22 protein-coding genes are annotated in these 21,500 nt (G+C 37.8%); 10 read left to right on the forward strand and 12 right to left on the reverse strand.

The features are described from left to right. Positions 1-95 precede the first annotated feature (95 nt). On the reverse strand, positions 96-512 hold the full coding sequence (locus BMX11_RS01975) for an OsmC family protein (protein WP_090880602.1): 417 nt from the start codon (positions 510-512) through the stop codon (positions 96-98). Between the two features lie 54 nt (positions 513-566). Beyond that, complete coding sequence (ispE, locus tag BMX11_RS01980; protein ID WP_090880605.1) at positions 567-1,370, reverse strand: 4-(cytidine 5'-diphospho)-2-C-methyl-D-erythritol kinase; 804 nt, start codon at positions 1,368-1,370, stop codon at positions 567-569. 164 nt (positions 1,371-1,534) lie between these two features. Between ispE and BMX11_RS01985 the strand changes: the two genes are divergently transcribed. From BMX11_RS01985 to BMX11_RS02015, 7 genes are all read left to right on the forward strand, one after another. Further along, positions 1,535-2,329 (forward strand): thymidylate synthase, encoded by a 795-nt coding sequence (locus tag BMX11_RS01985; protein WP_090880608.1) that lies wholly within the window; start codon positions 1,535-1,537, stop codon positions 2,327-2,329. Between the two features lie 109 nt (positions 2,330-2,438). After that, a complete protein-coding gene (locus BMX11_RS01990) occupies positions 2,439-2,642 on the forward strand; it encodes a hypothetical protein (protein ID WP_090880611.1) in 204 nt (67 codons plus the stop codon). Position 2,643: 1 nt separating this feature from the next. After that, entirely contained in the window at positions 2,644-2,916 is a 273-nt protein-coding gene (locus tag BMX11_RS24785) for a type II toxin-antitoxin system YafQ family toxin (protein ID WP_090880615.1), read from the forward strand. Between the two features lie 12 nt (positions 2,917-2,928). After that, entirely contained in the window at positions 2,929-3,417 is a 489-nt protein-coding gene (locus BMX11_RS02000; protein ID WP_090880618.1) for a dihydrofolate reductase, read from the forward strand. A gap of 192 nt (positions 3,418-3,609) precedes the next feature. Continuing rightward, on the forward strand, positions 3,610-6,594 hold the full coding sequence (secDF, locus tag BMX11_RS02005) for a protein translocase subunit SecDF (RefSeq protein ID WP_090881193.1): 2,985 nt from the start codon (positions 3,610-3,612) through the stop codon (positions 6,592-6,594). Between the two features lie 441 nt (positions 6,595-7,035). Continuing rightward, the gene (locus BMX11_RS02010) at positions 7,036-8,367 is read left to right on the forward strand and encodes an NAD(P)/FAD-dependent oxidoreductase (protein WP_090880621.1); all 1,332 of its coding nucleotides are present in this window, start codon (positions 7,036-7,038) and stop codon (positions 8,365-8,367) included. Positions 8,368-8,427: 60 nt separating this feature from the next. Continuing rightward, entirely contained in the window at positions 8,428-9,288 is an 861-nt protein-coding gene (locus BMX11_RS02015) for a hydroxymethylglutaryl-CoA lyase (protein ID WP_090880624.1), read from the forward strand. Positions 9,289-9,306: 18 nt separating this feature from the next. Here BMX11_RS02015 and BMX11_RS02020 read toward each other — a convergent pair whose 3' ends face one another. The 3 genes from BMX11_RS02020 to fbaA all read right to left on the reverse strand — a co-directional run bounded on the left by BMX11_RS02020 (position 9,307) and on the right by fbaA (position 11,388). Beyond that, positions 9,307-9,729, reverse strand: a complete 423-nt coding sequence (locus tag BMX11_RS02020) for a GNAT family N-acetyltransferase (protein ID WP_090880626.1) — start codon at positions 9,727-9,729, stop codon at positions 9,307-9,309. Then, on the reverse strand, positions 9,729-10,208 hold the full coding sequence (locus tag BMX11_RS02025; RefSeq protein ID WP_090880628.1) for a low affinity iron permease family protein: 480 nt from the start codon (positions 10,206-10,208) through the stop codon (positions 9,729-9,731). Before BMX11_RS02025 ends, BMX11_RS02020 begins: the two co-directional genes overlap by 1 nt. Positions 10,209-10,308: 100 nt before the next feature. Then, on the reverse strand, positions 10,309-11,388 hold the full coding sequence (gene fbaA, locus BMX11_RS02030) for a class II fructose-bisphosphate aldolase (protein WP_090880632.1): 1,080 nt from the start codon (positions 11,386-11,388) through the stop codon (positions 10,309-10,311). 206 nt (positions 11,389-11,594) lie between these two features. Between fbaA and accD the strand changes: the two genes are divergently transcribed. From accD to BMX11_RS02045, 3 genes are all read left to right on the forward strand, one after another. Then, positions 11,595-12,440: an acetyl-CoA carboxylase, carboxyltransferase subunit beta gene (gene accD / locus BMX11_RS02035; RefSeq protein ID WP_090880636.1), complete on the forward strand. Its 846-nt coding sequence runs from the start codon at positions 11,595-11,597 to the stop codon at positions 12,438-12,440. A gap of 545 nt (positions 12,441-12,985) precedes the next feature. Further along, entirely contained in the window at positions 12,986-13,450 is a 465-nt protein-coding gene (locus tag BMX11_RS02040) for a YciI family protein (protein WP_090880639.1), read from the forward strand. Positions 13,451-13,512: 62 nt separating this feature from the next. Further along, a complete protein-coding gene (locus tag BMX11_RS02045) occupies positions 13,513-14,094 on the forward strand; it encodes an LOG family protein (RefSeq protein ID WP_090880642.1) in 582 nt (193 codons plus the stop codon). A gap of 206 nt (positions 14,095-14,300) precedes the next feature. Here BMX11_RS02045 and BMX11_RS02050 read toward each other — a convergent pair whose 3' ends face one another. From BMX11_RS02050 to glmM, 7 genes are all read right to left on the reverse strand, one after another. After that, on the reverse strand, positions 14,301-15,305 hold the full coding sequence (locus tag BMX11_RS02050; protein ID WP_090880645.1) for a cytochrome d ubiquinol oxidase subunit II: 1,005 nt from the start codon (positions 15,303-15,305) through the stop codon (positions 14,301-14,303). 2 nt (positions 15,306-15,307) lie between these two features. After that, positions 15,308-16,633 carry a cytochrome ubiquinol oxidase subunit I gene (locus BMX11_RS02055; RefSeq protein WP_090880648.1) on the reverse strand — a complete coding sequence of 442 codons (1,326 nt, stop codon included), beginning with the start codon at positions 16,631-16,633 and terminating at the stop codon, positions 15,308-15,310. Between the two features lie 194 nt (positions 16,634-16,827). Beyond that, positions 16,828-17,727 (reverse strand): MBL fold metallo-hydrolase, encoded by a 900-nt coding sequence (locus tag BMX11_RS02060; protein WP_090880651.1) that lies wholly within the window; start codon positions 17,725-17,727, stop codon positions 16,828-16,830. Positions 17,728-17,774: 47 nt separating this feature from the next. Further along, positions 17,775-18,008, reverse strand: coding sequence for a hypothetical protein (locus BMX11_RS02065; RefSeq protein WP_090880654.1), 234 nt, complete (start codon positions 18,006-18,008; stop codon positions 17,775-17,777). A 131-nt stretch (positions 18,009-18,139) separates the two neighbouring features. Next, a complete protein-coding gene (locus BMX11_RS24060; protein ID WP_139180110.1) occupies positions 18,140-18,349 on the reverse strand; it encodes a hypothetical protein in 210 nt (69 codons plus the stop codon). Between the two features lie 240 nt (positions 18,350-18,589). Beyond that, complete coding sequence (locus tag BMX11_RS02070) at positions 18,590-19,738, reverse strand: cysteine desulfurase family protein (protein ID WP_090880657.1); 1,149 nt, start codon at positions 19,736-19,738, stop codon at positions 18,590-18,592. Between the two features lie 99 nt (positions 19,739-19,837). Next, the gene (gene glmM / locus BMX11_RS02075; RefSeq protein ID WP_090880660.1) at positions 19,838-21,223 is read right to left on the reverse strand and encodes a phosphoglucosamine mutase; all 1,386 of its coding nucleotides are present in this window, start codon (positions 21,221-21,223) and stop codon (positions 19,838-19,840) included. Positions 21,224-21,500: the final 277 nt, after the last annotated feature.

Genomic DNA, 21,500 nt, shown 5'->3' on the forward strand with positions numbered 1-21,500 from the left:
TGGGGTATCAAGTATCAAGATATTAGTATCAAGATTAGATAGAAAATCACGCTTGCTACTTCATACTCACTACTTTATACTTGTTATTCTCTATATTATTTATTGATTTTATATGTAAAGTTGATGGTTGCTGAACGGCCCAAAATATTGGATACAGAGCAATATTTATCGAAAGTCATGGCCAAGGCGCGTTCTACCTTTGGCACACTCAAATCACCCGATAAATCAAAGTGAATATCAATTACATCAAAAATTGGCGGCATTTCTTCATCCTTTCTGCTGGCATTAATTGAAATTTTGATATCCTCCAGTGGTTCTTTCTGCTTTGTTAACACGTTTACCATATCAATTCCACTACACCCCCCTAAGCCTACTAAAAGCATTTCCATGGGCCTAAACCCCTTGCCTTCACCACCAATGGCAGCCTTTGCATCCAATTCTACAGTAAAACCGCTTTCATTTTCGGCTTCAAAATTAAATTTACCGCTTTTGCGGATGAGATTTATATTCATTTTGTTAGTATAAAGTAGCCAGATCAAGTATTAATACATTGAATCCAGCTTATATTAAATATCGTAATAAACTAAGTTAGGTTGTTCCAGTTCTGGTAATTTTACCGCTTGATTAAAAAGGGCAAAAACAGATGAACCGCTACCACTCATAAGAGCGAATATTGCGCCTGCATCATATAGACTGGTTTTTATTTGACGAATTTGGGGATATTTAACGAAAACAGAATCTTCGAAATCGTTTATTACCTTATTTTTCCATGTTGTTGGATGCAAATGTATGATTTCTTTTAGGGATTGCAAAGGCCTTTGGGGTTTTATATGCGCATAAGCATCGGCTGTACTTACATGTACGGGTGGTTTTACTAAAACCTTATAATAGGCTGACAAATCGATTTCACAAGTTTCAAACTCATCTCCCTTGTTAAAAGCATAAACGGGTTTGTTTTCTATAAAGAAAGCACAATCAGCTCCTAACTTACGGGCATAATCTTGCATGGCCGCTATCGAAAGGCCCAGATTGAATTTTTCATTCAGCAATTTAATAACAAAAGCACAGTCGGCAGAACCACCCCCTAAACCTGCACCCACGGGAATATGTTTTAACAAATTAATCTGTTGGGACGGCAATCCGAAATCAGCATTCAATAACTGATAGGCTTTCAAACACAGATTGTCCTGTGCATCTCCTGGAATATTAATACCCTGAATTTTACAGGAGGTAACTTCAGCATCTATAATCTCTACAGCATCCTTTATTCCTATCGGATAAAAAATGGTCTCCAGATTATGATAGCCATCGGCACGTTTCTCCGTTATATTTAAGCCCAGGTTTATTTTCGCGTTTGGGAAAGATAGCATTTTAGTTGAGTCTGAAATTGTAATGACGAGTCTACGCAGAAGCAAGCGAACCACTCAGGCTGCAAACATACAAAAGTCAAGCTTGTTTAAAAATTACATTTTGTCGAAAACTAAAAAGCCCAACACCTGATAAATTTTAGATATTTGTAAATTATCAGATTTGTATGAAACAATATTTAGATTTAATGCAGCATGTGCTGGATAACGGCACTCAAAAACATGATCGGACAGGTACGGGAACGATTAGTGTTTTTGGACATCAAATGCGTTTCAACCTACAGGAAGGCTTTCCGATGGTGACGACAAAGAAACTCCACCTTAAATCTATCATTCATGAATTAATCTGGTTCTTATCTGGCGACACCAATATTAAATACCTAAAAGATAATGGGGTTAGGATTTGGGATGAATGGGCAGATGAAAATGGCAATCTGGGACCTGTTTATGGCTCTCAATGGAGAAGCTGGCCAACGCCTGATGGGCAACATATTGATCAGATTACGAACATCATCAATACCATTAAAAACAATCCGGATTCTCGCAGAATTATTGTTTCGGCCTGGAATGTGGCAGAAATAGAAAATATGGCCCTACCTCCATGCCATGCTTTCTTTCAGTTTTATGTAGCCGATGGAAAACTCAGTTGCCAATTGTATCAGCGCAGTGCAGACATATTTCTAGGGGTACCTTTTAATATTGCATCTTATGCCCTGCTTACCATGATGGTTGCTCAGGTTTGCGGTTTGGAGGCTGGCGACTTTATTCATACACTAGGTGATGCTCATTTATACAACAACCACATTGAGCAGGCACAACTTCAGTTGAGCAGAGATCCGAAGCCACTGCCACAAATGAAGATCAACCCTGATGTGAAAAGCATATTTGATTTCAAATTTGAAGATTTTACTTTAGAGAACTATGAAGCACACCCGCACATTAAAGGGATTGTTGCAGTATAACCCTCACCCCTAAAGGTGAGCTAAAACAGACGAAAAAATATTTTTTATTAATCCGACACCCACAACTAGCGGGGCAATTAACTAAATAGTAATTTGTATATTTGTATTTATGGAAACATTTATAATTAGTGTACCTGAGCAAAAAACGAATTTGGTAAAGCAATTGCTTAAAGAATTGGGGGTCGTTATTAATCCAAGTATTGATAAACAGCCGAATAAAAAGACGCTTGATTCCATGACTAAAACAGCTAAGGGTAAAGATTTAACCAAAACCTCAAGTCACGAGGATTTAATGAATAAATTAAACGCTTAAAATGTACAGTATATCTTTTTCTACTCAGTTTAAAAAAGATTACAAACGCTGTTTAAAACGAAAGTATGATATCTCACTTCTGGAATCTATACTTCAAACTCTTCGAGAAGCCGGAACATTACCTCCCAAATATAAACCGCACCTATTGAGCGGAAATTATGCTGGATTCTGGGAATGCCATATCAAAAGCGACTGGTTAATGATTTGGTTTCAGAACCATGAAACTAGAGAAATCTATCTCGATAGATTGGGAACACACTCAGATTTATTTTAAAAACATTATTACATGTCTATTAGTATCGCAGTCGCCGTAGGCGAAAACTATGCCATTGGCAAAAACAATCAGCTTTTGTGGCATATGCCGGCTGACCTCAAATTTTTCAAGCAGACTACCACTGGTCACACAGTTATTATGGGACGTAAAACTTTCGACTCTGTTGGCAGGCCGCTACCGAATCGCAGGAATATTGTGATTACACGCGATACTCAACTTAAGATTGATGGTGTTGAGGTAGTTAATAGCCTGGAAGCAGCCTTAGAAATTACTAAGGAAGAAGAAAAACCCGTATTTATAGTTGGCGGAGCAGAAATCTATAAACAAGCGCTCCCCCTTACACATACATTATATTTAACTACTATCCATCATCATTTTGATGCAGATACATTTTTCCCTGCTATCAACAAATCGGAATGGAAAGTTATCAAATCCGAAAGGCATTCTGCCGATGAAAAAAACCCATATGATTATACTTTCGAGGTTTTAGAGAGAATTTAATCTGCTTTGTGTCCTTTTGCCTTTATAATTAGGAATACATTATTGAGTTTAAGGGGGCAAACACGACAATTATTAAGGATTAAAAATTAATCTTAATAAATTATCAATAAGGAGGTTCTATAATTTAAAAATTTAATTAGATTTGCCGACTTGTTAAAAAACAGCGAAAGACAAAATTATTTTAAACAAAAAATGCAAGGAAAAGGTTTTATTAAGTTTATAGCGATAGTTTTAGCTATCGTTTGTGCGTACGGCCTCTCTTTTACCCTGGTTTCTTCTAAGGTAGAAAAAGACGCAAAAAACTATGCGAAAGGTGATTTAGCTAAAGAAAAGGCTTACTTAGACTCGATGAGTGGTGAGAAAGTTTACCCTTTATTGGGTTTTACTTATCAGAACGTAAAATCGAAAGAGATTAATTTAGGTCTGGACTTAAAAGGCGGGATGAACGTAACGATGGAAATATCGTTAGCAGAATTGGTAAAATCATTAGCAGGCAATCCTACTGATGCTAATTTCAACCAAGCTGTACAAAATGCGCAAACCCAATTAAATGCTGGCGGTAAAGATTACATCAAATTATTTGTGAATGAATTTGAGAAATTAAGCCCTGGTGTAAAACTTGCAGATTTCTTTTCTAACCAAGACAATGCCTCTCAATTAAAAGCTAACGCTAGCAACTCAGAAGTTCAATCTTTTTTATCTAAAGAAGCTTCAAGTGCAATTGATCGCTCATTTATCATCTTACGTTCACGTATTGATGGTTTTGGTGTGGTAAGTCCTAACATGCAAAAGCAAGAAGGCAGTAACCGGATCTTAATCGAGATGCCGGGTGTTCAAGACAAAGAGCGTATTTCTAAACTTTTACAAGGTTCTGCCGAATTACAATTCTGGCAAGTATACCAGGTTCAAGAGGTTTATCCTTTGTTAGAAAACATCAACAAAACTTTAGCTGCTACTTTAAAAACAACTGCTCCTACTGCAGATACCACAGCGAAAAAAGCTGAAGGTGGTAAATTAGCAGGTTTAGAAAAAGCTGCTACCAAAGATAGCACTGATGCTAAAGGTGGTAAACTTGCTGGCCTAGGTAAAAAAGACTCGACAGCATTAAAAGCTGAGTTCACTAAAACTAACCCTTTGTATACTGTTTTAAGCTTACCTATTTACCAAGGTGAAAACGGTCAGCAACAGCTAATGCCTGGTGCAGTTGTTGGTTTAGCTTTACAAAAAGATACTGCTAAAGTTAACTCGTATTTTAAAATCCCTGAGGTTGCTGCAGCTATCCCTTCAACTATGAAGTTTATGTGGAGCGTTAAACCTAGAGAAGGTTCTAAAGTGTTCGAACTTTATGCAATCAAAGCAACAAATGCAGATGGCAAGCCAGATTTAGGTGGCGAAGCAATCAGCGATTCCCGTAATGACTTTGATCAAAAAGGAAAACCAGAAGTGACCATGTACATGACCAGCGAAGGTGCTGCAAAATGGAAGAAAATCACTGCTGAAGCTTCTGCTGATCCTCAGAATAAAAAAGCTATCGCAATTGTACTTGATAACCAGGTATACTCAGCTCCTACAGTACAAAATGAAATTCCTAATGGTATTTCTTCTATCACAGGAAGCTTTACACAAGATGATACTAAAGATTTAGCCAACATCTTAAAAGCTGGTAAATTACCTGCTCCTGCACGTATTGCAGGAAGCTTCGTAGTTGGTCCAACTTTAGGTGCACAAGCTATCCACGATGGTTTAATCTCATTTGTAATTGCATTTATTGTGATCTTAATCTTCATGGCGTTATATTATCACCGTGCAGGCTGGATTGCTAACCTTGCGTTGTTAATTAACTTATTCTTCATCATCGGTATCTTGGTATCTTTTGGTGCAGTATTAACCCTTCCTGGTATTGCAGGTATCGTATTAACCATCGGTTTATCGGTAGATGCGAATATTCTAATTTTCGAACGTGTACGTGAAGAATTAGCGCACGGAAAAAGTACGCCACAAGCAATTAAAGAAGGATTTAAGCATGCGATGCCGTCAATCATTGACTCAAACGTTACTGTTTTTATTTTAGGTGCTATTCTTTATGCCTTCGGTAGTGGTCCGGTAAGAGGTTTTGCTACTACTTTATGTATTGGTATTCTTTCTTCTCTATTTGCTGCAGTTGCAATCTCTAGAGTAGTATTTGAATCTTTACTCAATCGTAAAGTTGAAATTAGCTTTGATAACAGTGTAACCAGAAATGCATTTAAAAATATTTCATTCAACTTTGTTGGACGTCGTAAAATTTATTATGCCATTTCATCAATTATCATTGTTTTAGGTATCGTTTTCTACTTCAAAAATGGTGGTTTAAACTTAGGTGTTGATTTTAAAGGTGGTAGAACTTACTTAGTACATTTCGATCAACCTGTAAATACTGAAGATTTAAAATCTAAATTAAGTCCTGTATTTGGTAACGAAACTCCAGAGGTTAAAACTGCCGGAGAGGATAGTCAGGTTAAAATTACAACGACTTTCCATATCGAAGACCAAGATGTTAAAACTGACAAGGTTGTAGAGGATGCTTTAAATAAAGGATTAGCAGGTTCAAAATATGAAATTGTAAGTTCACAGAAAGTAACTCCAATTATCGCCAGTGATATCGTAAATGGTGCTTTATATGCAGTATTGATTTCATGCTTGTTCATGTTTATCTATATCGTTATCCAGTTTAAAAAATGGCAGTATGGTTTAGGTGCGGTAATCGCATTATTCCATGACGTGTTAATGGTTCTTTCTTTCTACACTATTTTAGATGGTATTTTACCATTCTCATTAGAAATTGGTCAGGATTTCATTGCAGCAATCTTAACGGTTATGGGTTACACCATGACAGAAACAGTTGTCGTATTCGACCGTATCCGTGAGCGCCTAAAAGAAGCTGGAAAAGCAGATTTACATGGTGAAGAGCGTAACAACTTAATCAACTTTGCATTAAACAGTACCTTAAGCCGTACCATTTTAACTTCATTAACCGTATTCTTCGTGTTATTGGTTATCTTCATTTTCGGTGGTGATAGTATCCGTGGATTTATCTTCGCCTTATTGATTGGTCGTATCATCGGTACTTACTCATCTCTATGTATCTCTACTCCTATTGTAATCGATTTGGGTAGCTCAGAAGAGAAGAAAAAATAGATTACTAAAAATCTTAAATATTGAAAGCGTCTTGGTCTAGTATCAAGACGCTTTTTTTTAAGGAGTATCAAGTATCGAGTATCAAGAATCGAGATGTATGCTACGTTGCTTAATTGTCTAACTGTTTAATTGCTTAACTGAAACTGCAAACTGCTAACTGGAAACAGTTTAATCTCTTAACTGGAAACTGAAAACTGTCAATTGAAAACTGCCTGCTGCTAAGCAGCTTAATTGTCTAACTGTTTAATTGCTTAACTGAAACTGCAAATTGCTAACTGAAAACTGTTTAATCTCTTAACTGGAAACTGAAAACTGCCAATTGAAAACTGCAAACCGCAAACTGAAACGGTCATCATTAAGTGAATTTATGGAGGAGCTGGTGCGAATTAAACCTTTTGGCCATCTTTTTGTTAGATTCGTGTAGATAAAAACCGGTAAAACATGGATTTACAACTTCCTAAAAGTGAATACCCTAGAGTAGTAATTGTTGGTGGTGGCTTTGGTGGTATTGAATTAGCCAAAAGATTAAAAAACAAGCCTTTCCAGGTGGTTATGCTCGATAAACATAATTATCATACTTTCCAACCTCTCCTTTATCAGGTAGCTACCGGAGGTTTAGAGCCTGATTCTATAGCCTTTCCACTGAGAAAGATATTTAAAGGACAGCAAAATTTTATTTTTAGGGTAACCAAAGTCACAGAAGTGGTTTCAGCAGAGAATTATGTGATAACCGATATTGGTAAAGTTAGTTATGACTATCTGGTTATTGCCACAGGATCTACGAGCAATTTCTTTGGCAACACCGAAATAGAAACCAATGCCATGCCCATGAAATCTATTCCTGAGGCACTGGATCTAAGGAGCTTGATTTTACAGAACTTCGAGAAATCGCTCATTGAAAAAGACCTGAACAAAAAAGCTGCCCTGCTCAATTTCGTAGTTGTTGGTGGCGGACCAACAGGTGTAGAAACTGCAGGGGCTATTGCTGAGCTTAAAAAGCATGTAATTCCAAATGATTATTCAGAATTGGATATCAGCAAAGTTAATATTTACCTGATCGAAAATTCACCCGAACTTTTAGGCGTTATGTCGCCACAGGCACAACAGAAAGCAAAAGATTTCCTAACCAAAATGGGTGTGGAAGTGATGAATACCACACGGGTATTGGGGTATGATGGCCACACTTTAACCTTGCAGGATAAGGCACCTATCCTCACCTCTTCCGTAATCTGGAGTGCAGGTGTAAAAGGAGAATTGATCCCAGGATTGGATAAAGCAGAAGTAGTGCGAGGCGGAAGGCTAAAAACTGATACTCAAAATCTAATTGCTGGCTATCCAAATATCTATGCTATTGGAGATGTAGCTGCAATTATCGACGAAGAAACGCCTAATGGCCATCCTGGTGTAGCTCCGGCAGCTATCCAACAGGGACATCAACTGGCTAAAAATTTAATTAATATCAGTCAGAATAGACCTTTAGAAAAATTCAAATACTTTGATAAAGGTTCTATGGCCACCGTAGGAAGAAACAAAGCAGTTGTAGATATTGGCAAAATACGTTTTCAAGGTGTTTTCGCCTGGTTTACCTGGATGTTTGTACATTTGATGACGCTGGTTGGTTTTAGAAACAAGATTATCGTCTTTGTAAACTGGGTTTGGAGCTATTTTAGTTATGACCGTGGTACAAGGCTAATTATCAGAACCTTTGCAAAAGACAGGAGTATCGATTATCGTTCTGAAGTAAGCAGTGTAAAAGAAGTAAAAATACCTTAGTCGTTAGTTGAATTTGGAATAGCTGCATAATGTTCTAAACATCTTTATCATGAAATCAAAATGAGTAAAAATCCTTTCAAATTAGTAGAATGCCCGCGTGATGCCATGCAGGGATTGCATGATTTTGTGCCAACAGCACTCAAATCTGCGTATCTCAATCTATTACTTCAGGTTGGATTTGACACTTTAGATTTCGGGAGCTTTGTATCTCCAAAGGCTATCCCTCAAATGGCCGATACCGAAGCAGTTTTAGACAATTTAGATTTGAGTAATACAGACACTAAGCTATTGGCCATTGTAGCCAATTTAAGGGGGGTAGAAGAAGCGATTAAACATGATCAGATCCACTACCTGGGTTTTCCGTTTTCTATCTCAGAAACCTTTCAACAGCGAAATACCAATTCGAGCATTAAAGAATCACTAAACACAGTAGAAGAAATGCTTTCACTATGTGAAAAGAGTGGTAAAACTGCCGTAGTTTATTTATCTATGGGTTTTGGTAACCCTTACGGGGATGAGTGGAATTATGAGATTGTAGAACGCTGGGCAGATACCTTAGTGGAGAAAGGTGTAAGAATTCTTTCCCTGGCGGATACTGTTGGGATATCTACACCAGAAAAGATCAAAACTATTCTCCCCCAGCTCATTTCCCATTTTAGCGAGATAGAAATTGGCGTTCATTTGCATTCCACACCCAAGGAGCGATTAGAAAAGATCGAAGCCGCTTATCAGGCCGGTGTAATGCGAATTGATTCTGCCTTAAAAGGCTTTGGAGGCTGTCCAATGGCAGCCGATGATCTAACCGGGAATATTGCTACCGAAGATGTAATTCAGTTTTTAAATGCTAAGGGAGCTGACTTAAATTTGAATATGAAGAAATGGAATGAGGCAATGGAGCTATCTACCCAAATATTTAGCTGATTGCCCTTTCCTGCAAAATTATACTTTTTTAACCATCTTAAAATGCTCAATACCCGCCTCTTCAAACTGATCTCCTTCCGCTACAAAACCAAATTTGGCGTATAAACTCATTGCATCCAGTTGCGAATTAAGATAAATATAATGTGCATCTTCTGGCAAATCAGATAAAGCTTCGGCAATTAATGCCCGTCCAACACCTTGTCCTCTAAACTCTTTTAACACAGCAAAGCGTTCTAATTTATATCCCGCATCAGTTTTACGCCATCTACACGCACCACATGGCTGTCCGTTGTTGCTCGCTAAAAAATGAACAGATTCATTCTCATGCTCCCACTCCAGCTCTGGCGGGCAATTCTGTTCTTCCACAAATACGATTTTACGGATAGCAAAAACCTTATCTAAGTCTTCGGTATGATTAACTTTTTGAACAAGTAAGCTCATTATTTATCGGTTTTAAAATGTTTATTCTTTTGTAATTTTATTTCATTTAACTGTTTAGCCACATCTATAGAGTGTGAGCAATGAATATCGGCCTCTTTTTTGGCAAGTGAGGCAATCGTAACGTAAAATTTATGCAGTTGATCCAATTCCTTCTCACTCAGATCTTCAATATCTACCATTCTGTTGCTGGCTCCTTGTTGTGCGGCAATGAGTTCATTTAATTTTAACTGAATGGCCTTACCATCCTTATTTTGTGCTTTCTGGATCAGGAAGACCATCAAAAAGGTAATAATGGTAGTACCGGTATTAATAACCAACTGCCAGGTTTCCGAATAGTTAAATATGGGCCCGGTAACTGCCCAAGCAATTACAATAGCCGTAGCAGCTATAAAGGCAACTGAACTTCCTGTAAACTTTGTTGCTGCATTGGCAAACCGCTCAAAAAAGTTATTTTCACTAGTCTTTTTAGATTTTCTCATCACCTATTGTTTTGCTTAAATATAGCCATAAAACAAACAAAAACGCCATAGGTTTGCTACCCATGGCGTTTTCTTATCATTGTAATGTTAAATAAAAACCTTACAGTTTATCATTTACATTAATACAGTTTAAATCTTCGAAAGCCACTGTTAAACGCTTAACGAAAGCCTCTTCAGCCTTGCGTAACCAAACACGTGGATCATAGTATTTTTTATTTGGCTTATCATCCCCTTCAGGGTTACCAATCTGACCTTGTAAATAAGCCTCGTTCTTTTTGTAGTATTCTAAAATACCATCCCAAAAAGCCCATTGCATATCAGTATCAATGTTCATTTTGATTGCACCATAAGAAATTGCTTCTCTGATTTCTTCCTGTGAAGAACCAGAACCACCGTGGAATACAAAGTTAATTGGCTTCTCAGCAGTTAAGCTAAACTTCTCTTTAATGAAATCCTGAGAATTTTTTAAGATCACCGGTTGCAATTTAACATTACCTGGCTTATAAACACCGTGAACATTACCAAAAGCAGCAGCAACTGTAAAACGAGGAGAAACTTTACTTAATTCTTCGTAAGCATAAGCTACTTCACTAGGTTGAGTATATAGTTTTGAACTATCAACATCACTGTTGTCTACGCCATCTTCTTCTCCACCGGTAACACCAAGTTCGATTTCGATAGTCATGTTCATTTTAGCCATACGTGCTAAATATTTAGCAGAAATTTCCATGTTCTCTTCGATAGATTCTTCAGATAAATCTAGCATATGTGAAGAAAATAATGGTTTTCCAGTTTCAGCGAAGAATTTTTCACCGTGGTCTAAAAGGCCATCAATCCAAGGCAATAACTTTTTAGCAGCGTGGTCTGTATGTAAAACCACAGCAACGCCATAATGCTCTGCCAATAAATGTACATGTTTAGCTGCCGATACAGCACCTAAAATACATGCTTGTAATTTCTCATTATCTAAAGATTTACCCGCATAAAACTGCGCACCACCATTAGATAATTGAATCATAACAGGCGAATTTACTGCCTTTGCAGTTTCCATTACTGCGTTAACCGTATTGGTTCCGGTTACGTTTACTGCAGGTAATGCAAACTGATGTTTTTTTGCCTGTTCAAATAATTCTTGAACGGCATCTCCATAAATTACGCCTTTGTAGCCTTTTAAACTCATCTCTTGTTAATTTTATTAAGTCCGAAGTTATAAAAAAAAATAACATTTCAAGCTTTTCTGAGCATAGAATTATTTGCCTACAAGCAAAACAAGGCCTATTTAGTGTAAAAACTACATTATCCATAGTGTAACATTTACACTAAATAGAAATACTTGAGTTAAAATAATTTTTCGTTTCTTTGCAATCCAATTCTTTAAAAAATTATATGGCTTGGTTTAAGAGAGAAAAAAAAGGTATCATTACCACAACCGAAGAGAAAAAAGAAGCACCTGATGGTCTGTGGAATAAATGTCCAAACTGCAAAAAACCCCTACATCAGGCAGAACTGCAAGAGAACAAATATGTTTGTCATTACTGCGACTATCACCTAAGGGTAGGTTCTAAAGAATATTTTGAGGTTTTATTTGACAATAACGAATTTAAAGAGCTTTTTGCCAATTTAACTTCTGGCGATCCGTTGAGCTTTAACGACAACAAACCTTATACAGACAGGATTGTAGAAAGCCAGGCTAAAACAGGCTTGAAAGACGCTATTCGTGCTGCTACAGGAAAAATTGAAGGACAAGATCTGGTTATCGCCTGTATGGACTTCTCCTTTATCGGTGGTTCTATGGGTTCGGTAGTGGGCGAAAAAATTGCCCGTTCAATCGATTACAGCATCAAACACAAAATTCCATTCTTAATGATTTCCAAATCTGGTGGAGCACGTATGATGGAAGCTGCGTTTTCTTTAATGCAAATGGCAAAAACTTCGGCAAAACTGGCCTTATTGAGCCAGGCTAAAATCCCGTATATCTCATTATTAACCGATCCAACAACAGGTGGGGTTACTGCATCTTATGCAATGCTGGGCGACATCAACATCGCCGAGCCAGGCGCATTAATTGGCTTTGCCGGACCGCGCGTGATTAAAGAAACCATTAAAAAAGATTTACCTAAAGGTTTCCAAACTTCAGAATTCGTTTTGGAGCATGGCTTCCTTGATTTTATCGTTGATAGAAGAGCCATGAAATCGAAACTTGGTGCCTTTATTAAAATGATGAATAACTAGTAAGGTTATTGTTTAATTGTTGAAGTGTTTAATTGTTAAATTGTTTAACTGAAAACTGCTAACTGTTAACTGAAAAGCAGGGCTTGTAATACTTTGGTATGGCAGCCCTGCTTTTTGCTTTACTCCGTTACTCTCCGTGCTCGCGTCAATCAGGTTTATTGTACGCAGGCCAGTGATGCAATTGTTTAATTGCTAAACTGAAAACTGAAAGTTGGTGAGGTGGTTAGTTGTTGATTTGGTCAGCTGTCCAACTGGTTAATTGTTGAATTGTTGAATTGCTAAACTGAAAACTGAAAATTGGTGAACTGTCCAACTGCTTAATTGCTTAACCGTTTTACTGAAAGCTGCTAACTGAAAGTTGGTGAGGTGGTTAGTTGTTGATTTGGTGAGCTTTTCAACTGTTTAATTGTTTAACTGTTGAACTGAAAACTGGTAACTGAGAACTGGTAACTGAGAACTGGTAACTGAGAACTGAAAACTGAAAATCTACCTATTTAATATTCCCCAAAAATTGAGTATTTTTAATCTAACCAAACTACTAAAACATGAAAAAACTCTTTTTAATGACCTGCATACTTTGTTCATTACTCCATGTCAAAGCGCAGGATAAAAAGCCTAAAGTTGCCTTTGATGAGGCTTTGGCAAAGAAATTGGGAGCAGATAATTACGGGATGAAAATGTATGTCCTGGTGATTTTAAAAACAGGAAGCAATACCACAGAAACAAAAGCCAAAACAGATAGTCTTTTTGCCGGCCACATGGCCAATATGGGAAAGCTGGTAGAAATGAACAAACTCATTGTCGCTGGTCCGATGGGAAAAAATGATAAAAGCTACCGTGGAATCTTTATCCTCAACACCAAATCTATCGATGAGGCAAAACAGCTTTTAGAAACAGATCCAGCTGTAAAAAGTAGAGTGCTTGATGCCGAACTTTACAACTGGTATGGCTCTGCAGCACTACCAGAATACCTCCCCTTTCATGATAAGATACAGAAAAGTAGTTTCTAAATGATTTGGGGCTGTTAAAAAATCTCAAAGCTTATATTTGCAGCCAATAACTTTTGGGATATATGAAAAGAATAACTGTTTTCTGTGGATCGAGCTTTGGAACCGACCAAATATTTGAAGAGCAAGCCTATTTATTAGGTAAAACTTTAACCAATAAAAAAATTGGATTAGTATATGGCGGTGCTAAAGTAGGTTTAATGGGTCGTGTTGCTGATGGAGCAATGGATAACGGAGGTGAAGTAATTGGTGTACTGCCCCATTTTTTGGGAAGTAAAGAGATCGCTCACGAAAATTTAACTGAGCTCATATGGGTAGAGAGTATGCATGAGCGTAAAACCAAAATGAACGACCTTTGTGATGGTGTTATTGCGCTACCAGGCGGTTTCGGAACACTTGAGGAGGTTTTCGAAATGCTCACCTGGGCTCAGTTGGGTTTGCATCAAAAACCAATCGCCTTTTTAAACATCAATGGCTTTTACAACGAACTTTTCGCCTTACTTAGGACGATGGTTACCAAAGGCTTCTTAAAAGAAGTTAATGAAAGTATGGTACTATCGGGTAGCCATATTGACGATTTACTACAAAAAATGGAAAGCTATCAGGCCCCTGCTGTAGGCAAGTGGATAAAGAAAGAGGAAGTTTAATCATTTGTTATTTCCAATCGGAGTTTATAGATCAATTTATCACTACCGCAGAAAGCTAAGACACCTCAGCAGGAGTACACAATCTTTGGTGAGGTGCCTCGCGACTCCAAACTCCCAACTAAAAACTCCAAACTTATCATCATGATTCATGGTTAGGCACCAGGCGACCCCAAACTCCCAACACATAACTCCAAACTATCCACCACTTACTCTTCTTTTTTCTGAAACTTATAAAACAAGTAGCCTAAGAAAGGTAATATCAAGATACTACCCAGTAATAAGGCTAAGCCTAAGCTGTAAATGGTCTTCTCTGGGCCTATGGCTTCCACAAGGGAAATGGCATTACCGCTCTTTAAACGGATAAAATTAGGGAAGTGAGCATAACTGATTGCCAGCAAAATCATCGTAACCTGAAAGCCTGCCAAAAGCCTTAAAACCTTGGTTTTACCTTTAATGAGTAAATACCAGAGCAAAATCAACGATAAGCTTGCTAAAATGATGGCCGAAAGACCTATGGTATTTTTGAAAACCCAATCGATTAACGGAATACCATCACGCTGTGCAGCAATGAAAACCATGGCCCCAAAAACAACGGCCGCAACATTCATGAATTCCGCCTTTTTAATGAACCTTCTTTTATCGTGTGCATCATTTGTTTCTCCAATCAGATAGATTGCGGCCAGGAAACCACACAATGCAACTGTAAACAGTCCAACAGCAATAGAAAACCAGTTTAACCAGCTGTAAACATAGGCTGATAAAAAATCAGTAGCCTGAGTATCGATGTGCCCGGATATTACGCTACCTGCAATGATCCCCAAAAACAGTGGTGTTATAAAGCTGGAATACCTGAATATCCGGTTGTATAACCACTGCATATCATCTTTTATTGCATCATAATGACGAAATACAAAAGCTGTTCCGCGAGCAATAATACCAATAAGCATAATAAGAAGTGGAATATGCAGATAAACTGACATGGTGGTATAGATGTGCGGGAAGCCTACAAAAAGTATTACTATCGCAATGATCAGCCACATATGATTGGCTTCCCATACCGGACCAATGGCCTGATACATCGTTTTACGGGTTTTACTTCTATTTTTTGATGAAGTGAACATTTCAATAATTCCGGCACCAAAATCAGCTCCACCAAGCAAAAAGTAAAGCAAAATACCTAAACATAAATAAGTAATAACAACGTATTGCATGGCTAAGATCTAGAGGTTTCAGATTGATTATAAAGTACAGGCACCATTTTAATTTGTCGATACAGTAGGAATACCACGATTATGCTGAGTGAAACATAAATAGCAGAAAAAATATAAAATGAATAAACCACGCCCGGCATGGGAGTAACTGCATCTTTTGTGCGCATAATACCATAAATAATCCAGGGTTGTCTACCTACTTCTGTTACCACCCAACCGGCCTCCAATGCAACATACCCCAAAGGGATAGCCCAAACAAAAAGCCTTAACAGCCAGGGTTTATCCTGCAAAGGCTTTTTTCTAAACACCAATATAAAATAGACAATGGAAATCAGCATCAGCAATGTTCCAATCCCTACCATAATCTGAAAAGCATAATGCGTGATGGCTACAGGAGGCTGGTCGGCTTCCGGAATCTGATCTAAGCCCTTTACTTCCGCTTTGAAATCGCCATGCGCCAGGAAACTTAGCGCACCAGGCACTTTTATCGCCCCCTTAACCGTTTTATCCTTTTCATTTACAATACCGCCAATAAGTAAAGGTGCGGGTTGTTCTGTTTGATACAGCGCCTCCATAGCAGCGAGTTTGGCAGGTTGTCTTTTGGCAACATCTTTTGCTGAAATATCGCCACTTAAAGGCTGTAGCAAAGCCCCAATACAAGCGAATGTAGCTGCAATTTTAAATGCCTTGAGGTGAAATTCTTTATTTCTATTCCTTAAAATCATTAAAGCATGAACACCGGCTACCGCAAAGCCTGTTGCAGTAAAGGCTGCTAAACACATATGCAAGGCCTGTGTAAACCAAGCCTTATTAAACATGGCTTGAATAGGATCTATATTTAAGTACTGTCCATTTACAAAGTCAAAGCCGGCAGGGCTGTTCATCCAGGCATTTGCTGCAACCACCAAAATACCAGATGCCAACCCACTTACGCCCACAACCATTCCGGTAAACCAATGGAACCACTTATTGAGTTTGTTCCAACCATACAGGAAGAAACCTAAAGCAATTGCTTCGATAAAAAAAGCTGTTCCTTCTAATGAAAATGGCATACCGAAAATTGGCCCTGCATGTTCCATAAATTTTGGCCAAAGTAGCCCCAGTTCAAATGAAAGCATAGTTCCGGAAACTGCACCCGTAGCAAAAAAAATGGCTACTCCCTTACTCCAGGCTTTCGTTAAGTCTTTGTAAATCTCTTTATTAGTTTTTAACCATTTGTAATGTGATACCGCCATAAAAAATGGCATCACCATACCGATGCAAGAAAAAATAATGTGAAAGCCTAATGATAAGGCCATCTGGGAACGAGCTGCAATAAAATCATCCATATCTGAGGGGATTAGCTATTGTCACAAATATAATAGATAAGGATGTAGTTATAAGGGCTTTGGGCGAGTAATTTAGAACTATTTTAAATATAGAACGTTTATAAATTGGAAAAATATTTGGCGGCTGGTCACCCAATGGCCTAAAACAAAAAAACCTCGCCTTAGATAAAGCGAGGCTTAAAAATGAAGGGCTCTTATACCCCTTTTAATTCATCGTATGCAGCTCCCAAACTTCTTTGAATGCCTTCACCCTGCCATTCTGAAGCATTTGGAATGCTTGTTGACTTTAATATATCTTCTTTACTTTTCCCTGCCTTAATTTCTCCTCCAACAAAACTAAGCAGGTTTTGCAGGTAATTCTGATAAGCTTTAACATCTGCTTTATTCCCTGTTACCTTTTCAGGATCAAAACTATGTCCCCATACAAATTGGGTATCATTATCAAACTGATTAATTATTTTATCAAGGGCAGAAATCCAGTTACCTATATGAGCTCCATTTTCTCTATCGATGTAAGGAAATTTCCTGTTGAATACTAAATCGCCAAGGTGGGCGATATTGGCATTTTCGAAGTGATAAACAGCATCCCCGTTAGTATGCCCAGATCCATAGTAATAAGCACTGATCCTCTCATCACCTATTTTGGCTTTCCAACCTGTACCAAAAGTGGTATCGGGTAACAGTTGTTTATCCAGGTTAGTGGCCTTTTCAGCCCCACGTTTTTGATTCACTAACGAATTTTGATGGGCCACTACTTTTTGAGCGAGGCCTTTAAAGGCGATATTGCCTCCAGTGTGATCTCCATGGTGATGCGTATTTAACAAATACTTAAATGGTTTCTCGCCTAATTTTTTCAACTCTTCAATTACATGAGGTGCTGTATTGGGAAATTGGGCATCTACTACTACAAATCCATTGGAAGAATTTAGCCAGGCAATGGTGCCACCCTGCTCTGTAAAAATACCTACATTATTTCTAAGCGGCTTAAAATTATATGCCCTGAGCATTTCCTGCTGTGCAAATACATCTGATTTGTATATAGATAGCATGGCCATCGCCAAAGCCGAATTTTTAATAAAGGATCTTCTTTCCATTTTTAGGGATTAATTTAAAAAACCACAGCAAATGCCGTGGTTTAAATTTAATGATTTTGCCGGAAATATAATATCCTTTTTATATGGACAATTGGAAGTGAACCTGGTTCGTGGCCGGGACCTAATGGGTTATTTTTACGCTTATCGTCTTTATTGAAGAGATTGGTCGTTATTTTCGATGATTTATTTTCCTCTAAACCATCATGCTCTCTGGCATCTTCGGCTTTTTTATCCAGTAATTCATTCTCAATTACCTTGCCTTTTTCCTTATTTGTTTCCATAGTCTTTGTAAATTGATGTACTAATGGAACATAGCGATTTAGCTTTTTGTTTAGAAAAAAACAAAATCTGGTCAGTGCATAAAATATCCATTCTCTTGGAAAAAGAGCCCTTAAATCGATGTTGCTAGCTTTTAAAAGCCGGCACCAGGTATATTGCCTATTTCATGGATACATCCGAAAGAATGAAACCTCCTTTTATGAATCTTATTGAAATGATCGGAGGTAGCTATTGAGGAAGTACTCAAGATGAAGGTATGAGGATGTTTTTTGTTCTGAATTGGTGTCGTGTTTTTCAACGGAGCACTTCCGGTGCCGGCGTTGAGGTTTCTATTTGTTTCCATAACGATATGAATATGACCCATGATTTCAGCATCAAGGTTTTGGGTTAAAATATTTAGATGTGTTGCTTAACCTTATGCTTAGCGGAAATAGATAAGGTTTCGTTGAGGAATTACAGATAAATAACTATAAATCAAATAATTGTTATATAAATATAATATATTTTTCAGATTTTCGAGAATATTTTGAATAAAAAAAGCCTTAACTTTTCAGCTAAGGCTTTCTTGTTCGGTTTCAACTTCTTACGCCAGCGCATTTTGCTTTACTACCATTTTGACTTTTTCAATCACATAATCCAATTCTTCTTTCGTAGTATATTTACTAAACGAGAAGCGAACAGAAGGGCGATTGGGATCTGCTTTGATGCCGGTTAATACATGAGAACCAATATTTGAACCTGATGAGCAAGCGCTACCACCAGAAGCGCAGATTCCATTGATATCCAGATTAAACAAGAGCATATCGGCCATATCCATCTCCGGGAAAGAGACGTTCAACACCGTATAAAGGCTCTTATCAGCAGCTGTTTCCCCATTAAAAGCAATTCCAGGAATTTCTGCAATCAATTGCACCTTTAAATAATCTTTAAGTTCTTGAATATAGTTTTGATGCTGCTCCATCTCCGCGTAGGCAATTTCTAAAGCCTTAGCCAAGCCTACAATACCATACACATTTTCAGTACCCCCACGCATATTCCGCTCCTGAGCACCACCGTAAATCATTGGCGGGATCTTTATATTGCTATTTACATATAAAAACCCTACTCCTTTAGGTCCGTGCAACTTATGCGCTGCACAAACAATGAAATGGGCTTTTAGTTCTCTAACATTATGCGGATAATGCCCCATGGTTTGCACCGTATCTGCATGATAGATCGCATTATACTGTTCACAGATGTCTCCTATGCGCTTCATATCACTTAAGGTACCCAATTCGTTATTGGCGTGCATGATGGAAACAAATGAACGCTCATTATGCTGAAGAAGCTCTTCCAAATGTGCATAATCTACATTCCCTTTTTCATCAATATTGACGAAACTAAGCTTGTCAATTTCACCATTTTTAAGCATCATGTTTAATGTATGCTCAACCGCATGGTGCTCTATTTTTGAAGTAATGGCGTGTTTTATTCCATAAGCAGCAATACCGCAACGGATGGCTGTATTATCAGCTTCTGTACCACCTGAGGTAAAAAATATCTCTGAAGGGGACGCACTTAGTAAATTGGCAACCGTTTTACGGGCTTTCTCCACCAAAGTTCTAACCTCACGGCCCAGTGCATGAATAGCCGAAGGATTACCAAAGTAGTTCTCCATCACGTTAGTCATTTCTGCTATTACGTTAGGATCCAATGGCGTTGTTGCGGCATTATCTAAATAAACCCTTTTCATTTTTAAGAATAATTGTAGTTAGTGCATTATGCTCAAGAAGATACTTGAGTTTGAAAATGAACCATTGCTGATTCAGTTCCGTTATATTTTAAATTCTGATTATAAGTGAAGTATTTCCTTAATATCAGAGATAATTTTATTGGCCAAACTTTCGGCAATAGTTTCGTTTTCTGCTTCGCTGTAAATACGAATAATTGGTTCCGTGTTAGAACGACGCAAATGTACCCAAGTTTTATCAAATTCTATCTTTAAACCATCAATAGTACTGTATGGTTGGTTTTTATATTTTTCTTCAACTTGTTTCAATAAATTATCAATATCCATTTCTGGAGTAAGGGTAATTTTGTTTTTAGAAATATGGTATGCCGGATAGCTGCTTCTCAATACGGATATTGATTTGCCGAACTTAGCCAAGTGCGTTAGAAACAAGGCAATACCAACCAGTGCATCTCTACCATAGTGAGATTCCGGATAGATAATTCCTCCATTTCCCTCTCCACCGATAATGGCATTGGTAGCTTTCATCAGGTTTACCACGTTCACCTCACCTACTGCTGAAGCATTATAGGTTGTTCCTGCTTTTTCGGTAACATCCCTCAATGCACGTGTTGATGACAAGTTAGAAACGGTATTTCCAGGTGTGTTTTTCAAAACATAATCTGCAACCGCTACCAAAGTATACTCTTCACCAAACATGCTGCCGTCTTCGTTTACAAAGCAAAGTCTGTCTACATCAGGATCTACCACAATCCCTAAATCAGCATTTTGTTTCTGTACTTCTTTAGAGATTTCTGTTAAATTTTCTGGAAGAGGCTCCGGGTTATGCGGGAAATGCCCATTAGGCTCACAAAATAATTCTACTACCTTGGTTACACCCAGTGCTTTCAACAAAGCTGGAATAAAAATCCCTCCTGTAGAGTTAACGCAATCAATAACTACTTTAAAATCTGCTTTTTTAATGGCTTCAACATCTACCAATGGTAATGCTAACACTTTATCGATATGTTTTTGCAGGTAAGTATCATTTTTAATCACCTTACCCAATTTATCTACGTCAGCAAAATCAAAATCTGCCGACTCCGCAAGATCTAAAACTTCTTTACCATCTTCATCACTAATAAATTCTCCCTTTCCATTCAATAGTTTAAGGGCATTCCATTGCTTTGGATTATGGCTTGCGGTTAAAATGATTCCGCCACCAGCCTGTTCATCAGGTACTGCCACCTCAACAGTTGGGGTAGTTGATAGTCCTAAATCGATCACTTCAATACCCAAACCTTGTAATGTACCGATAACCAGGTTGTTCACCATTTCACCAGAGATACGCGCATCTCTACCCAAAACAATTCTTTTATTACCTGTTTTCTGTACTACCCAGCTTCCGAAAGCGGCTGTAAATTTTACGATATCAATGGGTGTCAGGCCGTCTCCAGCTCTTCCACCAATGGTTCCTCTAATTCCTGAAATTGATTTTATTAAACTCACTGTGTGTATTTTATATGGTGTTCAAAAATAACAAAAAAAACAAGACAGCGGGCACGTGTTCAAGGTTTAGTACTTTAATTTACATTCTATTTATACGACAAAATATACAGAACATATCTTGTGTAATAAATCAAACGTATGTTTGATTTTGAGCTTTTTTTCAAAATAATGTAAACACTCCCTTCCCTTAACATCCTGATCAGAACATTGCTAATGAAAAAAAACCTGAACATATCCTACACACAAGCGCTTTCTTTCTCCATATTCTTGCAACAAT

It is taken from the genome of Pedobacter rhizosphaerae, assembly GCF_900111155.1.
GTDB classification, from domain to species: Bacteria; Bacteroidota; Bacteroidia; order Sphingobacteriales; family Sphingobacteriaceae; genus Pedobacter; species Pedobacter rhizosphaerae.

What these genes read in the sequence shown, in the direction of transcription:
- BMX11_RS02025 (WP_090880628.1), bottom strand. Translation starts at nt 10,208, where the DNA reads ATGAGAAAATCTAAAAAGACTAGTGAAAATAACTTTTTTGAGCGGTTT.
- BMX11_RS02010 (WP_090880621.1), top strand. Translation starts at nt 7,036, where the DNA reads ATGGATTTACAACTTCCTAAAAGTGAATACCCTAGAGTAGTAATTGTT.
- BMX11_RS02015 (WP_090880624.1), top strand. Translation starts at nt 8,428, where the DNA reads ATGAGTAAAAATCCTTTCAAATTAGTAGAATGCCCGCGTGATGCCATG.
- BMX11_RS01990 (WP_090880611.1), top strand. Translation starts at nt 2,439, where the DNA reads ATGGAAACATTTATAATTAGTGTACCTGAGCAAAAAACGAATTTGGTA.
- BMX11_RS02065 (WP_090880654.1), bottom strand. Translation starts at nt 18,008, where the DNA reads ATGGAAACAAATAAGGAAAAAGGCAAGGTAATTGAGAATGAATTACTG.
- fbaA (WP_090880632.1), bottom strand. Translation starts at nt 11,388, where the DNA reads ATGAGTTTAAAAGGCTACAAAGGCGTAATTTATGGAGATGCCGTTCAA.
- BMX11_RS02070 (WP_090880657.1), bottom strand. Translation starts at nt 19,738, where the DNA reads ATGAAAAGGGTTTATTTAGATAATGCCGCAACAACGCCATTGGATCCT.
- secDF (WP_090881193.1), top strand. Translation starts at nt 3,610, where the DNA reads ATGCAAGGAAAAGGTTTTATTAAGTTTATAGCGATAGTTTTAGCTATC.
- BMX11_RS01975 (WP_090880602.1), bottom strand. Translation starts at nt 512, where the DNA reads ATGAATATAAATCTCATCCGCAAAAGCGGTAAATTTAATTTTGAAGCC.
- BMX11_RS24785 (WP_090880615.1), top strand. Translation starts at nt 2,644, where the DNA reads ATGTACAGTATATCTTTTTCTACTCAGTTTAAAAAAGATTACAAACGC.
- BMX11_RS02020 (WP_090880626.1), bottom strand. Translation starts at nt 9,729, where the DNA reads ATGAGCTTACTTGTTCAAAAAGTTAATCATACCGAAGACTTAGATAAG.
- BMX11_RS02040 (WP_090880639.1), top strand. Translation starts at nt 12,986, where the DNA reads ATGAAAAAACTCTTTTTAATGACCTGCATACTTTGTTCATTACTCCAT.
- BMX11_RS02000 (WP_090880618.1), top strand. Translation starts at nt 2,929, where the DNA reads ATGTCTATTAGTATCGCAGTCGCCGTAGGCGAAAACTATGCCATTGGC.
- BMX11_RS24060 (WP_139180110.1), bottom strand. Translation starts at nt 18,349, where the DNA reads ATGGAAACAAATAGAAACCTCAACGCCGGCACCGGAAGTGCTCCGTTG.
- BMX11_RS02060 (WP_090880651.1), bottom strand. Translation starts at nt 17,727, where the DNA reads ATGGAAAGAAGATCCTTTATTAAAAATTCGGCTTTGGCGATGGCCATG.
- BMX11_RS02045 (WP_090880642.1), top strand. Translation starts at nt 13,513, where the DNA reads ATGAAAAGAATAACTGTTTTCTGTGGATCGAGCTTTGGAACCGACCAA.
- accD (WP_090880636.1), top strand. Translation starts at nt 11,595, where the DNA reads ATGGCTTGGTTTAAGAGAGAAAAAAAAGGTATCATTACCACAACCGAA.
- BMX11_RS02050 (WP_090880645.1), bottom strand. Translation starts at nt 15,305, where the DNA reads ATGCAATACGTTGTTATTACTTATTTATGTTTAGGTATTTTGCTTTAC.
- BMX11_RS02055 (WP_090880648.1), bottom strand. Translation starts at nt 16,633, where the DNA reads ATGGATGATTTTATTGCAGCTCGTTCCCAGATGGCCTTATCATTAGGC.
- ispE (WP_090880605.1), bottom strand. Translation starts at nt 1,370, where the DNA reads ATGCTATCTTTCCCAAACGCGAAAATAAACCTGGGCTTAAATATAACG.
- BMX11_RS01985 (WP_090880608.1), top strand. Translation starts at nt 1,535, where the DNA reads ATGAAACAATATTTAGATTTAATGCAGCATGTGCTGGATAACGGCACT.